Source organism: Cedecea sp. NFIX57 (assembly GCF_900177785.1).
Classification (GTDB): domain Bacteria; phylum Pseudomonadota; class Gammaproteobacteria; order Enterobacterales; family Enterobacteriaceae; genus Cedecea; species Cedecea neteri_C.
In genome coordinates, this window is the sequence record NZ_FXAS01000037.1 from 1 (window position 1) to 15,585 (window position 15,585).

Annotated in this window: 14 protein-coding genes; 7 read left to right on the top strand and 7 right to left on the bottom strand. The window is 53.0% G+C overall.

The genetic code is table 11. The features are described 5' to 3' along the window. Positions 1-263: 263 nt before the first annotated feature. From ansA to B9Y90_RS22000, 3 genes are all read left to right on the top strand, one after another. Entirely contained in the window at positions 264-1,280 is a 1,017-nt protein-coding gene (gene ansA / locus B9Y90_RS21990; RefSeq protein ID WP_039292241.1) for an asparaginase, read from the top strand. Between the two features lie 9 nt (positions 1,281-1,289). Beyond that, a complete protein-coding gene (gene pncA / locus B9Y90_RS21995; protein ID WP_085542594.1) occupies positions 1,290-1,925 on the top strand; it encodes a bifunctional nicotinamidase/pyrazinamidase in 636 nt (211 codons plus the stop codon). Between the two features lie 204 nt (positions 1,926-2,129). Then, the gene (locus tag B9Y90_RS22000) at positions 2,130-3,404 is read left to right on the top strand and encodes a chitinase ChiD (protein WP_085542595.1); all 1,275 of its coding nucleotides are present in this window, start codon (positions 2,130-2,132) and stop codon (positions 3,402-3,404) included. A 48-nt stretch (positions 3,405-3,452) separates the two neighbouring features. Here the strand turns inward: B9Y90_RS22000 and B9Y90_RS22005 are convergent, their stop codons facing one another. Together B9Y90_RS22005 and msrB are read right to left on the bottom strand one after the other, a co-directional pair. Beyond that, complete coding sequence (locus B9Y90_RS22005) at positions 3,453-3,734, bottom strand: YeaC family protein (protein WP_039292230.1); 282 nt, start codon at positions 3,732-3,734, stop codon at positions 3,453-3,455. Positions 3,735-3,773: 39 nt separating this feature from the next. Further along, entirely contained in the window at positions 3,774-4,187 is a 414-nt protein-coding gene (gene msrB, locus B9Y90_RS22010; protein WP_039292227.1) for a peptide-methionine (R)-S-oxide reductase MsrB, read from the bottom strand. A 344-nt stretch (positions 4,188-4,531) separates the two neighbouring features. Here msrB and gapA point away from each other — a divergent pair, with 344 nt between their 5' ends. Continuing rightward, entirely contained in the window at positions 4,532-5,527 is a 996-nt protein-coding gene (gapA, locus tag B9Y90_RS22015) for a glyceraldehyde-3-phosphate dehydrogenase (protein WP_008456666.1), read from the top strand. Between the two features lie 83 nt (positions 5,528-5,610). Further along, the gene (locus B9Y90_RS22020; protein WP_085542596.1) at positions 5,611-6,501 is read left to right on the top strand and encodes a D-hexose-6-phosphate mutarotase; all 891 of its coding nucleotides are present in this window, start codon (positions 5,611-5,613) and stop codon (positions 6,499-6,501) included. A 56-nt stretch (positions 6,502-6,557) separates the two neighbouring features. On the opposite strand, the gene B9Y90_RS22025 is transcribed toward B9Y90_RS22020, so the two are convergent. Both B9Y90_RS22025 and B9Y90_RS22030 read right to left on the bottom strand, forming a co-directional pair. After that, the gene (locus B9Y90_RS22025; protein WP_085542597.1) at positions 6,558-7,226 is read right to left on the bottom strand and encodes a cupin domain-containing protein; all 669 of its coding nucleotides are present in this window, start codon (positions 7,224-7,226) and stop codon (positions 6,558-6,560) included. A 395-nt stretch (positions 7,227-7,621) separates the two neighbouring features. Further along, positions 7,622-8,368 (bottom strand): MipA/OmpV family protein, encoded by a 747-nt coding sequence (locus B9Y90_RS22030; protein WP_085542598.1) that lies wholly within the window; start codon positions 8,366-8,368, stop codon positions 7,622-7,624. A gap of 424 nt (positions 8,369-8,792) precedes the next feature. Between B9Y90_RS22030 and yeaG the strand changes: the two genes are divergently transcribed. Then, positions 8,793-10,727, top strand: coding sequence for a protein kinase YeaG (gene yeaG, locus B9Y90_RS22035; RefSeq protein ID WP_085542599.1), 1,935 nt, complete (start codon positions 8,793-8,795; stop codon positions 10,725-10,727). A gap of 71 nt (positions 10,728-10,798) precedes the next feature. Next, a complete protein-coding gene (locus B9Y90_RS22040; protein ID WP_045782169.1) occupies positions 10,799-12,082 on the top strand; it encodes a YeaH/YhbH family protein in 1,284 nt (427 codons plus the stop codon). A 125-nt stretch (positions 12,083-12,207) separates the two neighbouring features. Here B9Y90_RS22040 and B9Y90_RS22045 read toward each other — a convergent pair whose 3' ends face one another. The 3 genes from B9Y90_RS22045 to B9Y90_RS22055 form a co-directional block, all read right to left on the bottom strand. Then, complete coding sequence (locus B9Y90_RS22045; protein ID WP_039306177.1) at positions 12,208-12,957, bottom strand: SDR family oxidoreductase; 750 nt, start codon at positions 12,955-12,957, stop codon at positions 12,208-12,210. Between the two features lie 398 nt (positions 12,958-13,355). Continuing rightward, positions 13,356-14,084 (bottom strand): MerR family transcriptional regulator, encoded by a 729-nt coding sequence (locus tag B9Y90_RS22050; protein WP_085542600.1) that lies wholly within the window; start codon positions 14,082-14,084, stop codon positions 13,356-13,358. Between the two features lie 129 nt (positions 14,085-14,213). Beyond that, complete coding sequence (locus B9Y90_RS22055; RefSeq protein WP_085542601.1) at positions 14,214-15,404, bottom strand: diguanylate phosphodiesterase; 1,191 nt, start codon at positions 15,402-15,404, stop codon at positions 14,214-14,216. Positions 15,405-15,585 lie beyond the last annotated feature (181 nt).

Consider the following 15,585-nt stretch of genomic DNA (forward strand, 5'->3'; position numbering starts at 1 on the left):
ATGGCGCTGCTGGCGCATCTTTGCTGGCTTTTTAGCATGGTGACGGCCTTCATGAGGGGATATGTGGCCCGGAGGCTGTGGCTGAAAACGCTGGCCAGGTGAAGAGAAAAAAATCGCGATCGCGACCTGCGGTCGCTCAAAAACAGAACCCCACCGAAAAACAGTGGGGTTCGTCAGCAGTCTGAGCCCGGTTAAACCGGGCTTTTTTTTTCCGCCATCCTCTCTATACTCTGCCGCAAATATCGAAAGCCTCGAGAAACCCCATGCAAAAGAAATCCATCTACGTTGCCTACACCGGCGGTACTATCGGGATGCAGCGTTCTGAACACGGCTACATTCCTGTTTCCGGCCACCTGCAGCGCCAGCTGGCGATGATGCCTGAATTCCATCGCCCGGAAATGCCGGACTTCACGATCCACGAATACGATCCGCTGATGGACTCTTCGGACATGACGCCCGAAGACTGGCAGCACATTGCCGACGACATCAAAGCCCACTACGACGAGTACGACGGTTTCGTGATCCTGCACGGCACGGATACCATGGCGTTTACCGCCTCGGCGCTCTCCTTCATGCTGGAGAATCTCAGCAAGCCGGTGATCGTCACGGGGTCGCAGATCCCGCTGGCAGAGCTGCGTTCTGACGGGCAAATCAACCTGCTCAATTCGCTGTACGTGGCGGCCAACTACCCAATCAACGAAGTGACGCTGTTCTTCAACAATCGTCTCTACCGCGGGAACCGCACCACCAAAGCCCATGCCGACGGCTTTGATGCCTTTGCCTCCCCTAACCTTGCGCCGCTGCTGGAAGCCGGGATCCACATCCGTAAGCTGAATACGCCCCCAGCCCCGCACGGCGAAGGCGAACTGATTGTTCACCCGATCACGCCGCAGCCGATTGGCGTGGTCACCATCTATCCAGGCATTTCTGCCGACGTCGTGGGCAACTTCCTGCGTCAGCCGGTGAAAGCGCTGATTCTACGTTCTTACGGCGTGGGGAATGCCCCGCAGCAGGGCGCGTTCATTAAAGAGTTGCAGGAAGCCAGCGCGCGCGGCATCGTGGTGGTTAACCTCACGCAGTGTATGTCCGGCAAAGTGAACATGGGCGGCTATGCCACCGGCAACGCGCTGGCGCAGGCCGGCGTTATCAGCGGGTTCGATATGACGGTAGAAGCGACACTAACCAAGCTTCACTACCTGCTGAGCCAGGGCCTGGATGCTCAGGCGATCCGTGATGCGATGTCGCAAAACCTGCGTGGTGAACTCACTCCTGACGAATAAGGAACGCCAATGGCGCAACGTGCGTTGCTGTTGATTGATTTGCAAAACGATTTTTGTGCCGGTGGCACGCTTGCCGTCCCGGAAGGTGACAGCACCGTCGAGGTCGCTAACCAGCTTATCGAGCTGTTTCACGCCCGCGATGAAAGCGTGGTAGCAACCCAGGACTGGCACCCGGCAAAGCATGGAAGTTTCGCCAGCACACAAGGCACTGAGCCTTTTTCTGAGGGCATGCTCGACGGCCTGGCGCAAACCTGGTGGCCCGATCACTGCATTCAGAACAGCGAAGGGGCAAAGCTTCACCCGCTGCTGAAGGCTTCCGGCGTCGATAAGATCGTCTATAAAGGCCAAAATCCGGCTATCGACAGCTACAGCGCGTTTTTCGATAACGGCCACCGGCAGCAAACCGAACTGGATGCCTGGCTGCGCGAGCACGACATCCGCAGCCTTGTTGTGCTGGGGCTGGCAACGGATTTCTGCGTGAAATTTACGGTGCTGGACGCGCTGGCGCTGGGTTATGAAGTGACTGTCATCACCGATGGCTGTCGCGGCGTGAACCTGCAACCCCAGAGTAGCCTGGAAGCTTTCCAGGAGATGGCGGTTAAAGGCGCCACGTTAATGACTTTCGCCGATTTTACCTGCCAATAATTGTAGGGGCGGCACCCGCCCCACACTTTTGTATCGATTCCGCTCACAATCTACGCTTTTTTTGCTCGCCCTCACCTGGGAGCGCTCTCATAATCATATTCAGTGAATTTATTCAGCACGTTAGCTGATTTCGCTTTCCGCCGTTTTCGTCTGTTAAGCGTGGCCGGGGAGCTTTTATGTTGTGCCCGTCAAAGAGGAATCATTATGTCATTCACACGTAAAATGTTACCGCTGGTGGCCGCGGTGACGCTCGCCTGCAGCGGTGTTGCACAGGCTGAATCTTTGCTTTCCGTGGGTTACTTCAACGGCGGCGGCGACGTCACTGCCGGTCCGGGTGGGGATATTAATAAGCTTGATGTTCGCCAGATAACCCACCTCAATTACTCCTTTGGCCTGATTTATAACGATGAGAAAGGCGAAACCAACGAAGCCCTGAAAGACTCGTCAAAGCTGCACCAAATTTATCTTTCCCCGAAAGTTGTTTCTGACCTTGAAACCCTCCCGACACTGCGTAAACAGAACCCACAGCTGAAAATATTACTGTCCGTTGGCGGCTGGGGCGCTCGCGGTTTCTCTGCCGCGGCTGCAACGCCAGAAAACCGTGCGGTGTTTATCCGCTCCGTGCAGGAAGTGATGGACAAATATGGCCTGGACGGGATCGATCTCGACTGGGAATTCCCGGTAAATGGCGCATGGGGCCTGGTGGATAAGCTGGACGCCGATCGGGATAATTTCACCGCTCTGCTGAAAGAGCTGCGCAAAGCCGTGGGCGACAAAAAACTGGTCACCATTGCCGTCGGTGCCAATGCCGAAAGCCCGAAAAGCTGGGTTGACGTAAAAGCTATTGCGCCGGTGCTGAACTACATCAACCTGATGACCTACGACATGGCGTACGGCACGCAGTACTTCAACTCGAATCTCTATGATTCGAAAAAGTGGCCAACCGTGGCCGAAGCCGACAAGTACAGCGCTGATTTCGTGGTCAGTAACTACCTCGCTGCCGGGCTGAAACCGCAGCAGATGAACCTCGGTATCGGCTTCTATGGCCGTGTACCTAAGCGCGCCGTAGAGCCAGGCATTGACTGGTCAAAACCAGACGCGCAGAAAAACCCGGTTACGCAGCCCTACTTCGGCGAGCGCGAACTCGAGCTGTTTAAAACTGCGTTGGGCGTGGATCTGACGAAAGACACTTACGTCAAATACAACGACCTGGTGAAGAAAATGCTGAACGACCCGCAGAAGCGCTTTACCGAAGCGTGGGATGACGACGCGAAGGTGCCGTACCTGATGCTGAAGTCTGCTGAAGGGAAACCGCTGTTCGCCATTTCCTACGAGAATCCGCGCTCGGTGAAAATTAAAGCCGAGTACATCAAGGAGAAAGGCTTAGGGGGAGCGATGTTCTGGGAATATGGCGCAGATGACAATAATCAGTTGGCGAAGCAGCTTGCAGAGTCGTTGGGCATTGATCACGCTAAGTAGCGGTTAACGCAGAAAAACGAAGGGAGACCAGTGAGTCTCCCTTTTTGTTTATTGCAGCTTCATCGTCACAAACGGCGCAGGCTCAATGCCAAACTCCGCTTTCAACTGCTGCTTGCTCTTCATCACCATCTGGCCGTTGGTGTCGATAGTCATGTGCTGCGCGTCCGTGTTGTGGCGCGCCTGCCACAGCATCACCAGTTGGAGACTGTTATCTTTTTGCTCCTGGGTCAGCGCTACGCCATCAGGCCACTTTCCCAGTTCGACCGCGGTCGCCAGGCGTTGATAAATCTCTGGCGTCATCACGCTCAACATTTCATCCAGATTGCTCATTTGGCACCCCGTCGCGGAATAATTAGCTGAATCGATTCTTCAACCTTCAACCTGCTCACCGTTCTGCCCGTCGGTGAAGCTCAGAGAGGCCGAATTAACACAATACCGCTCCCCGGTCGGCTGCGGGCCATCCGGGAACACGTGGCCCAGGTGTGCATCGCAATTACCGCAGCGGATTTCAACGCGCTCCATACCGTGAGAGTTATCGGTCAGATAGCGGATAGCATCCGGGCTGACTGGCTCGTAAAAGCTAGGCCAGCCGCAGCCTGAGTCGTATTTTGTTTCCGAAAGAAACAGCGGGGCTTCACACACCAGGCAGTGATAAATCCCGTCACGCTTGTTATGCAGCAAACGCCCTGAATACGGCGGTTCAGTGCCGTGCTTCTGGGTCACGTAGTATTGCATTTCGCTGAGGTTTTTCTTATTTGAATCAGGGGGTAATTGATTAGACATAGGCGTACATCTCGGTCAGTTCAATTGGGACAGCTCACGCCGCCATTCTAACAAAAAATTAACAACGCCGTGCTGCTTTTTGTTCTAAACTTAGCCCTGAAATTCTGGCACGGCACAAAGCGTGACGTGAATCACATTATTGTTGGGACTGGCGTTTAAAATCCCCCGCATCGTCCCCATTTGGATTTAAGCCCAAAAGGAAGCGTGAGGCGTTCAGTCGTACAAACCCTGGTCACAGGATTGATTTGTCGCAATGATTGACACGATTCCGCTTGACGCTGCGTAAGGTTTTTGTAATTTTACAGCCAACCTTTTATTCACTAAAAAATAGCTGGTGGAATACTATGACTATCAAAGTAGGTATCAACGGTTTTGGTCGTATCGGCCGTATCGTTTTCCGTGCTGCTCAGGAACGTTCTGACATCGAAATCGTTGCAATCAACGACCTGTTAGACGCTGACTATATGGCTTACATGCTGAAGTACGACTCAACTCACGGTCGTTTCAACGGTACTGTAGAAGTTAAAGACGGCAACCTGGTTGTTAACGGTAAAACTATCCGTGTTACCGCAGAACGTGACCCGGCTAACCTGAAGTGGAACGAAGTGAACGTTGACGTTGTTGCTGAAGCAACTGGTCTGTTCCTGACTGACGAAACCGCTCGTAAGCACATCACTGCTGGCGCGAAAAAAGTTGTTCTGACTGGTCCTTCCAAAGACAACACCCCAATGTTCGTTCGCGGTGCTAACTTCGAAAAATACGCTGGCCAGGACATCGTTTCCAACGCATCCTGCACCACCAACTGCCTGGCACCACTGGCTAAAGTTATCAACGACAACTTCGGTATCGTTGAAGGCCTGATGACCACCGTTCACGCTACCACCGCAACTCAGAAAACCGTTGATGGCCCGTCTCACAAAGACTGGCGCGGCGGCCGCGGCGCAGCTCAGAACATCATCCCTTCTTCTACCGGTGCTGCTAAAGCGGTAGGCGTTGTACTGCCAGAGCTGAAAGGCAAACTGACCGGTATGGCGTTCCGCGTTCCTACCCCTAACGTGTCCGTTGTTGACCTGACCGTTCGTCTGGAAAAAGCTGCTTCTTACGAAGAAATTAAGAAAGCAATCAAAGCTGCTTCCGAAGGCGCAATGAAAGGCGTTCTGGGCTACACCGAAGATGACGTAGTTTCTACCGATTTCAACGGCGAAGTACTGACTTCCGTGTTCGATGCTAAAGCAGGTATCGCACTGAACGACAACTTTGTGAAACTGGTTTCCTGGTACGACAACGAAACTGGCTACTCCAACAAAGTACTGGATCTGATCGCTCACATCTCCAAATAAGTTGAGATGAGTATCTGATCCTAAAGGGCGACTTCGGTCGCTCTTTTTTTTGCCTCAAATCACCAGGACTAAGGAAAAAAGAAATGATTAATAAAATTTTTGCACTTCCGGTCGTCGAACAAATTACCCCTACCCTCACCCGCCGCGTCAACGATGAGCTGGACGTCATCGTCATTGATCACCCGCAGGTGCGGGCATCTTTTGCGCTTCAGGGTGCTCACCTGCTCTCCTGGCAGCCTGCCGGCGAAGATGAGGTGCTGTGGCTGAGCGACATCACACCGTTCCATAAAGGCAAAGCGCTGCGCGGCGGCGTGCCGATTTGCTGGCCGTGGTTTGGCCCGGCGGAACAGGCTGGTTTGCCAGCGCACGGTTTCGCACGCAACCAGCCGTGGACACTGAGCGCGCACAACGAAGACGCCAACGGCGTGGTGCTGACCTTCGAGCTGCATAACAATGCCGAGACGCTGAAGCTGTGGCCACATGAATTCACGCTTTATGCCCGCTTCAAGCTGGGCAAAACCTGTGAAATAGAGCTGGAAGCGCACGGCGAGTTCGAAACCACTTCCGCCCTGCATACCTACTTCAACGTCGGCGACATTGCGGATGTAAAAGTCAGCGGCCTGGGTAATCCGTACATCGATAAAGTGCTGAATGAAGCCGCAGGCGAGCTGACTGACGGCGTACAAACCTTCCCGGACCGTACAGATCGCCTCTACCTCGCGCCGGAAGAGTGCAGCGTCATTCACGATGCCAGCCACCTGAAGCGCACCCTGAACGTGGTTCATCACCATCATTACAACGTGGTGGGCTGGAACCCTGGTTCGGCCCTGTCCGTTTCGATGGGTGATATGCCGGATGACGGCTACAAAACCTTCGTCTGTGTAGAAACCGCCTGTGCGGCTAAAAAGCAAAAAGCCAGCGCGGAGAAACCGACTCGTCTGAGCCAGACCATCAGCGTGGCGAAGAAAAAGTAATTACCTTGCTCTGAAAAAGCCTCTTCTCGGTTGAGGAGAGGCCGGGATCCATTCCTTTAAGGCGTAGGGGCGACTTTAGGATTAGAGCTGAACCAGCCCCGGCGATCCTGCCAGTTACCGTATTCATCCACGATAGCCCCTTTCTTTGACGCCATCAGAAAATGATAGCTTTCAAGTTTTTTCAGTGAAAGCGTCTCCCCCGCATGCTGGATCACAACGTTGTGGCTCTTCACCGGACCAAAACTGCTGGCGGTAGCCGGTGGATTTGGCGTAGCTTCGCCGATTTCTGAGAAGTTGTATACCCAGCCATTAAGCACTCGCCAGGACTCATGTTTTGCAGGACGAGCAGGTGGCTCGGTAATTGGCATATGTTTATGCTCAGGGATCTGTTGGTCAGGCAGCAGGTACATCGTCATGGCGTAGTAGCCATATTGAAGATTGTTAACCCAGGTGATACTCGCCAGCCCCACATGTTGGTAATCTCCCAGGCCAAAGTCGTTTACCCAAAGCTGCTTGCGCATTTCAGGCGTCATTTTCTGCCCCCACGAAGCCATCAGCTCAGCAACGGCATCTTTCGCGACCTCTTTTTGAAAAACACCATTTACATAAAAATCTTTATTGGTGTAGAGGTGGGGAGGGACTGCGGCAGCATATGCAGCTGTGCTACTCAGAGCCGCCAGCAACGTGCCAACGGTAAGGGAAAGTCGGGGAGAAATTTTAAACATTTATCTACCTCAATACGTTTAGCGTGATCGATAAGCAAAAGGAAGCCCTCCTCTGCTTAGGGATGGTGTTTCAGCGAGCCTGATACCACCAGGCTTTTTGAATCATTACAGTTTTATGTTCCTGATAGTAATTCATTGATTAGATAGGATTAATCAACGTCATTGATAGATCATATCCGCCATTGAAGCAGGGCAAATCCGTCTCTGTAAGTGAGATTGATGGCCTGAAAAGGGTCTTTTGTTGGTCGAGGGGTAAAGTTGAAATGACTTGAGGCAGGGGGTGATGCACTCCCAGTGGGCATGCAAGGGGACGAAATCAGCAGCGGCTGACCGGATGCACCGCAAAAAAGCAAACGGGGCGCCAGCGCCCCGTTTTAGTGCACTGATTGCACCAATTAGAAGCTGTAGTTCACACCCGCCAGCAGCGCCCCGGTCCAGTTGCTGTCGACCATTGGGCTGTCGGTCACTTCTTTGGACAGACGCATATAGCGGCCCATACCGAACACGTTCCAGTCGGCGTTCAGCTTATAGTTGACTGACAGCTCAACATACGGCGACCAGCTGTTACCCGCGTCGTACTCATTCAGGCCGCTGCGGTTAGATTCCTTGCCGCTTACGCCGTAGTAGTAGTCGTTTTGATTCTTGCTGTCCCACACGATACCAATACCCGGCGTTACCGTCAGGCTATCCGCGTTGTAGCGATACAGCCAGGCGGTATCCCAGGTGATGCCGTTGCTGTTGTCGAGGATGTCCCCGGCCAGCACGGTACGCAGGAAACCATAATCAGTGTTATGCACCCAGGACAGACCGGCCATCACGGTAGAATGGCGATAGTCCAGCGCACGCATGCTGTCGTAGTTGCTGTCTTTCGGCCTGAAATGCAGCGGCGAATAGTAAGCGGTCACGGACAGCTTATCGGCCTGGTCATTCCACAAGTAGTAACCTGCGTTCAGGCTGCGGAAGTAGAAATTGTCACCTTCATAGCCCAGCAGAGGTGCCGGGTAGACGCGGTTCTGGTCACCTTTGTAAGGGTTTGGCGAAACCAGCGCACCCGCACCGATAGACCACGGGCCCTCTGCGTGTGCAGCGGTAACGGAGGAGGCAAGCAGTACGCCTAATGCGAGAAGTTTGAATTTGGTCACAATCCTTTCAGTCCTTTAATCAAATAATCAGCGCAGGAAGTGTAACCGCCCTTGGCTCCCATCCCAAATAATTTACTTAGTCACAACCTTCAACCAACTTATTAGTATCCCGCAATCAGATGACGGCGGATTTTCAGCTTTATGTCAGCCAGATGAAAGCGAACACTGCCGCTTATCTCAAATACGAAATTTTTAGGATGAGTTATTGATATGTCATTGAAATTGAGCGTTGGCCGTATGCAAGTTTTGCAAATGCCATCTACGCTTTATTTTAGGAAGGTGAATCGCTGAGACGGCAGCGTGAGCGCCCGGTTTCAACCTGGCACAAGGGTTGCTGTTCATTTAGCAGACGTCTTCCGGGGAGCCTCTATTACACATACCAACGGCTCTTTAACCTGTGCTAAAAACGAAAGGACGGCATGCCATGAATATATTCGATCACTATCGCCAGCGCTATGAAGCTGCCAAGGACGAAGAGTTCACACTGCAGGAATTTCTTGCTATCTGTAAACAAGATCGCAGTGCCTACGCGAATGCGGCAGAACGGCTATTGACGGCCATTGGTGAACCAGTGATGGTAGACACTGCCACAGAGCCACGGCTGTCCCGTCTCTTTTCAAACCGGCTGGTTGCCCGTTATCCGGCGTTTGAAGAGTTTTATGGCATGGAAGAGGCTATCGAGCAGATCGTGGCCTACCTGAAACACGCGGCTCAGGGGCTGGAAGAGAAGAAACAAATTCTCTATCTGCTGGGGCCGGTGGGCGGCGGTAAATCATCCCTGGCCGAGCGCCTGAAAGCGTTGATGCAGCGCGTCCCTATTTATGTGTTGAGTGCCAACGGCGAACGTAGCCCGGTCAACGACCATCCGCTGTGCCTGTTCAACCCGCAGGAAGACGCCGGCATTCTGGAAAAAGAATATGCTATCCCTAACCGCTACCTCGGCACCATCATGTCGCCGTGGGCAGCCAAACGCCTGAGCGAATTTGGCGGTGACATCACCAAATTCCGCGTGGTCAAAGTCTGGCCGTCCATTTTGGCCCAGATTGCCATTGCGAAAACCGAGCCCGGCGATGAGAACAACCAGGACATCTCTGCGCTGGTCGGTAAAGTGGATATCCGCAAACTGGAACACCACGCGCAAAACGACCCGGATGCTTACGGTTATTCCGGGGCGCTGTGCCGGGCCAACCAGGGCATCATGGAATTTGTAGAGATGTTTAAAGCGCCCATCAAGGTGCTTCACCCGCTGCTGACCGCCACCCAGGAAGGGAACTACAACGGTACAGAAGGTATCTCTGCCCTGCCGTTTAACGGCATTATTCTTGCGCACTCGAACGAATCCGAGTGGGTCACCTTCCGCAATAACAAGAACAATGAGGCGTTCCTTGACCGCGTGTACATCGTCAAGGTGCCTTACTGCCTGCGCATCTCGGAAGAGATCAAAATCTACGAGAAACTCCTCAACCACAGCGAGCTGTCCCACGCGCCTTGCGCCCCTGGCACCCTGGAAACGCTTTCTCGCTTCTCTATTCTGTCGCGCCTGAAAGAGCCGGAAAACTCCAGCATCTACTCAAAAATGCGCGTCTATGACGGGGAAAGCCTGAAAGACACCGACCCGAAAGCCAAGTCCTATCAGGAATACCGGGACTATGCCGGGGTCGATGAAGGCATGAACGGGCTCTCAACGCGCTTCGCCTTTAAAATCCTCTCCCGCGTGTTCAACTTTGACCACGTTGAAGTGGCGGCGAACCCGGTTCACCTGTTCTATGTGCTGGAACAGCAAATCGAGCGCGAGCAGTTCCCACAGGATCAGGCAGAGAAATACCTGGAGTACCTGAAAGGCTACCTGATTCCGAAATATGCGGAATTTATCGGCAAAGAAATTCAGACCGCCTATCTCGAATCTTACTCAGAGTACGGGCAGAACATTTTTGACCGTTATGTCACCTACGCTGACTTCTGGATTCAGGATCAGGAGTACCGCGACCCGGATACCGGCCAGCTGTTTGACCGGGAATCCCTGAACGCGGAGCTGGAGAAAATTGAAAAACCGGCCGGGATCAGCAACCCGAAAGATTTCCGTAACGAAATCGTCAACTTCGTGCTGCGTGCCCGGGCCAATAATAACGGTCGTAACCCAAACTGGACCAGCTACGAGAAGCTGCGCACGGTTATCGAGAAGAAAATGTTCTCGAACACCGAAGAGCTGCTGCCCGTTATCTCGTTCAACGCCAAAACCTCCACCGACGAGCAGAAGAAACACGATGATTTTGTCGATCGGATGATGGAGAAAGGCTACACCCGCAAGCAGGTTCGCCTGCTGTGTGAATGGTATCTGCGGGTCCGTAAGTCTTCTTAAGGGAGTTTCATGCAGGTCACGCCGGGCGGCGTGGCCTGTTTGCGCACCTGGCATAAGCAGTTGGGGGAACTATGGCCTACTTCATAGACAGGCGGCTTAACGGCAAAAACAAGAGCGCGGTCAACCGCCAGCGCTTCTTGCGCCGCTATAAGGCGCAGATCAAACAGTCGATTTCCGGGGCCATCAACAAGCGTTCGGTGACCGACGTGGACAGCGGCGAGTCCGTGTCCATCCCCATTGAGGATATCAACGAACCGATGTTTCATCAGGGTCGCGGCGGCCTGCGTCACCGCGTCCATCCCGGCAACGACCACTTTGTACAAAACGACCGCATTGAGCGCCCGCAGGGCGGCGGAGGCGGCGGTGGAAGCGGCCAGGGTCAGGCGAGCCAGGACGGCGAAGGCCAGGATGAATTCGTCTTCCAGATCTCCAAAGATGAATATCTCGACTTATTGTTCGAGGATCTGGCGCTGCCGAACCTGAAGCGCAACCAGCACCGGCAGATCACCGAATTTAAATCCCATCGCGCCGGGTTTACCTCTAACGGCGTCCCGGCCAATATCAGCGTTGTTCGCTCGCTGCAAAACTCGCTTGCGCGCCGCACGGCGATGAGCGCGGGTAAACGCCGTTTGCTGCACGAGCTCGAAGAGACCCTCGACACCGTCAGCCGCAGCGAACCTGCTCAGTTGCTGGAAGAGGAGCGTCTGCGGAAAGAGATTGCGGAACTGCGGGAAAAAATTGCCCGCGTGCCGTTTATCGACACCTTCGATCTCCGCTACAAGAATTACGAGAAACGCCCGGAACCTTCCAGCCAGGCGGTAATGTTCTGCCTGATGGACGTCTCCGGCTCGATGGACCAGGCGACGAAAGACATGGCCAAGCGCTTTTATATCCTGCTCTATCTGTTCCTGAGCCGGACCTATAAAAACGTGGAGGTGGTTTATATTCGCCACCATACTCAGGCGAAAGAGGTGGACGAACACGAGTTCTTCTACTCACAGGAAACCGGTGGGACCATTGTTTCCAGCGCCCTGAAGCTGATGGATGAAGTGGTGCAGGAGCGGTACGATCCGGCGCAGTGGAACATCTACGCCGCGCAGGCCTCGGACGGTGACAACTGGGCAGACGACTCGCCGCTGTGCCATGAGATCCTGGCGAAAAAACTGCTGCCGGTGGTGCGTTACTACAGCTACATCGAAATCACCCGCCGGGCGCACCAGACCCTGTGGCGGGAATACGAAAATCTGCAGGCCACTTTCGAGAACTTCGCGATGCAGCACATCCGGGATCAGGATGATATTTATCCTGTGTTCCGGGAACTGTTCCAAAAACAGACTTCAGACTCTCATGGCTAGTTAAAAATCAGTAAGTTACACGATGAAAACCTGTTGCCAAACGGATTCAGTTGGCAACAGGTTCATGCATTCAGTGCCTTCTAAGAAATCGCCCGACACTCAAAAAGTCATGTTCAAGCGGCTTCCTATTTAACCGCAGCATTTCCCCCGTCGGCAAACAGGGCTGAACCAGCCACAAAACTCGACATATTACTCGCCAGAAACAGTGCCGCGCTGGCTATCTCTTCCGGCTGTGCCAGACGTTTCAACGCATGCAGCCCCGCAGCCCAGGCTTTCTGATGCTCATCACCAGCCATTCGGGTTTCCGTTCCTCCAGGCAGTAAGGCATTGGCACGGATGCCTTGCCCGGCATAATCTGCGGTAAGCCCCTTCACCAGCCCCATCAGCCCGGCCTTAGCCGCCGCATATGCGGCCATTCCCGGCAGACCTACGCTGGTACCGACGAAGCTGGAGATAAAAATAAGAGAACCCCCACCTCGTTTGAGCATCAACGGGATCTGGCTCCGGGCACCGAGATAACCCGCTGTCAGGTTAACGGTCAGCGTATGCTGCCATTCGTCAGGGGCGATCTCTGCCAGTGGACGGATAGCGCCCGTTGTACCGGCATTATTGACCGCAATATCGATACCGCCGAATGCATCAGCAGCCAGGGCGGCGATTGAAGCATGCGTTTTCTCTTCGCCTGCGTCCCCGACAAAAATCCTGACATCACTGCCAACGGAACGAAGCTCCGCCGCCAGCGCATCCAGCGGTGCCTGACTCCTCGCATTCAGAATCAACGAAGCGCCATGCTGAGCAAACAAAATAGCAACAGCCCGTCCAATACCTTCCGAGGCGCCAGTAATCACAGCGACTTTACCTTCAAGTAATTTCATCACTTTCCCCATTTCATTAATGAGATTCCGAAACTCATTTTGAATCTTTCTGTTCATTTTCTTGATGCGTGTCGCCGTTTGATTTCAGCGGCTTATCCGTAAGCCTATGTCCAGGCTATGCCATAAAAACTCTGTTTCTTGCTTTTTAATTAACTTATTGATGGATAAACGCGTTATGGCGGGCCCGGCAAAACCGGATAGGGTGCGCGAAATGACAAGCCTTCAACATTTGGAGAAGGCGTTTTGGATGTTTTTAAGGCTATCCCACGTTGAAAGGTGTACCTGAAACGAATCGGTTTGCAGCGGATAAGGAAAAGCTTAAAGCCGGCGCTTCACCGGCTTTTTATCCCTGAGAGAAAAGAAAACGGGGGAATAACCTGAATCAGGCTGACGCCTGCTTATTGATGGAGTTCAATGTCGTATCCCCACTGCTTCCAGTGGAGGATCTGTTCTTGCTGGGCGGCCAGTAATGCTTTTCCCGTCCATAGAAAAATAGGCTGTCCAGGAAACAGCTCCGGACGCAAGGTTTCCACCGGCTCGGCAAATACGTTCACGCTCAGGCCTCTGCGGGACAAACGCCATGCTTCCAGCCATAACGCAGCCCGATCGTCAGTCTGCCAGCCAATCAGCAGGATTTCTTCGCCACTCTGGCTCTGCATCTCTGCCAGACTTTGGGCACAATGGCGGATCAACACGCCATCCAGCAGGCTGCGCATCAACAAAGCCGTGGATTCATCCTGGCTAAGTTTTTGCCTTACGGGCAGTAAGAGGTTATCAATCAGCAGGTCAGCACTGTGCTCCCGGCTCAGAGAAATAATTTTCTCACGCAGCTTTGTCGGATTAACTTTCCTGACCAGCAGCATCATTTCTTCTTGCAGCGTCAACCACAGCTGCTCTTCGGGCACATGATTACGCTCCAGCAGGACTTTTACTTTGCCTACTGAAACGCCTTTGCTCATCCAGTATTTGATTTCTTCGATGCGCTGGATATCCGCATCATCAAACTGTCGATGCCCCCCCTCGCTTCGCTGGGGCTTCAGCAAGCCGTAACGGCGCTGCCAGGCACGCAGGGTGACCGGGTTGATGCCACATCGCTCTGCTACATCACCGATAGTGTAATAGGCCATAGTGTCCCTCCCCGTACACAGATCCCACGTCTCCATTGAAACATCAGTCAATCTGTTCAATGTGTACAATTTTTTTACGAGTTGTACAAGTGAAATCTGATCCCTTTGAGACACGACCTGCGGCAAATATCACAGCTCTGCTTTACGCTCCGGCCAGGCAATACAAAAATCTCCGTGGCCGCAGGGTTTAGCAAACAAATCCCCCTGGAAATGAGAAATACCGGCAGCCTCGAGCCACATCCATTCTTCCGGTTGCTCAATACCCGTGGCTGAAACCGCGATTTCAAGCGAGGCGCAGCATTTGATTATGGCCTGGATAATCGCCTGCTGTGGCCCACTTTTATGAATCCCCCGAATCAGCGCCTGATTAATTTTAAGCCTCTCAGGCTGAAACTGTGCCAGCAGCTGTAGCCCGGCAAAGCCGACGCCAAAATCATCAATCGCAAGCTTGATACCGGCCGATTTAAGCTGCCTGATAGCATCGGTAAACGCATCCATCTGCGGCATAATTTCGCTTTCGGTAAACTCAATAACCACCTGCTCGGGAACAAGTCCTTTTGCCCCGATATCCGCCAGCATTTGTTCCACGGCGTCAGGAATCATGACCAACGTCATCGGCAGCAAATTAATACAGAGCGTTTGCAAGCCAATATTAGCGGCGCATGCTGCGGCAAAAGCGGCCTTCGCATTCAGCAGCTCAGCCTGGTAAACATCGCCCCCTTCCTCTGCCGCTGGATTAGCGTCCGTGGTCAACACCTCTACTGCCGCTACAGTACGAGCCATGGGATCAACAATCGGTTGAAAAACTATCTTTTCATGCAGCGTGTGTTCACTTGATACCGAGTGACCTGGCACATCGAGAATAAATTCCCACGCATCACGCGGAGGGATTTCAAAGTAGTTCTCTTTTTCCGTCGATTCGATAAAGGTCCGGAAAAAACTTAAGGCCCGGTCATCGTAAGCCAGTTGATATCGGCTAGTCCCTTTTGCCAGAACGACCTGCAAAACATCGTTTTTGTCGTGCTCTCTTAAATCAAAAAGCTCCATGCCCACTCGCCCAAAGCGGCGCGCTGGGGCGTAATCGCAGAGCAACTCAACAATGTTGTAATGGCGTTCGTCTTTACAAATAGCGTGATAAATCTTCTGCACGCCCTCTTCCGGGCCTTCCAATAGCTGAAAGAAATGCCTGCCGTTGAAAAGCAGAATCCCCGTCACATTAGCGTCAATATTTTTTGCATTTGCCGCAGAAACCATCGCCTCCAGAACCTCAAACGGCGTGCTGGCGTGGATGTGGCTACGGTAGATAACTGTCGTGAGCATGGCGGGTTCCAGCGAAAGGTTAAGAGAGTAACTTAACAGATCCCCGTCCTGACGTCCCAATAAACTCAACAAAGCCTAAACAACTTAACAACATGGAATGTTTTGCTCGTCATTTCCCTTTAGGCAATATGTACAATTTTACGTATCAGTAAACTAAAAAAACAAGCAAATAAGATATTGA

Coding starts and splice junctions, on each gene's coding strand:
- B9Y90_RS22000 (WP_085542595.1), top strand. CDS start 2,130: ATGTCATTCACACGTAAAATGTTACCGCTGGTGGCCGCGGTGACGCTC.
- pncA (WP_085542594.1), top strand. CDS start 1,290: ATGGCGCAACGTGCGTTGCTGTTGATTGATTTGCAAAACGATTTTTGT.
- gapA (WP_008456666.1), top strand. CDS start 4,532: ATGACTATCAAAGTAGGTATCAACGGTTTTGGTCGTATCGGCCGTATC.
- B9Y90_RS22050 (WP_085542600.1), bottom strand. CDS start 14,084: ATGGCCTATTACACTATCGGTGATGTAGCAGAGCGATGTGGCATCAAC.
- B9Y90_RS22025 (WP_085542597.1), bottom strand. CDS start 7,226: ATGTTTAAAATTTCTCCCCGACTTTCCCTTACCGTTGGCACGTTGCTG.
- yeaG (WP_085542599.1), top strand. CDS start 8,793: ATGAATATATTCGATCACTATCGCCAGCGCTATGAAGCTGCCAAGGAC.
- B9Y90_RS22045 (WP_039306177.1), bottom strand. CDS start 12,957: ATGAAATTACTTGAAGGTAAAGTCGCTGTGATTACTGGCGCCTCGGAA.
- msrB (WP_039292227.1), bottom strand. CDS start 4,187: ATGTCTAATCAATTACCCCCTGATTCAAATAAGAAAAACCTCAGCGAA.
- B9Y90_RS22005 (WP_039292230.1), bottom strand. CDS start 3,734: ATGAGCAATCTGGATGAAATGTTGAGCGTGATGACGCCAGAGATTTAT.
- B9Y90_RS22040 (WP_045782169.1), top strand. CDS start 10,799: ATGGCCTACTTCATAGACAGGCGGCTTAACGGCAAAAACAAGAGCGCG.
- ansA (WP_039292241.1), top strand. CDS start 264: ATGCAAAAGAAATCCATCTACGTTGCCTACACCGGCGGTACTATCGGG.
- B9Y90_RS22055 (WP_085542601.1), bottom strand. CDS start 15,404: ATGCTCACGACAGTTATCTACCGTAGCCACATCCACGCCAGCACGCCG.
- B9Y90_RS22020 (WP_085542596.1), top strand. CDS start 5,611: ATGATTAATAAAATTTTTGCACTTCCGGTCGTCGAACAAATTACCCCT.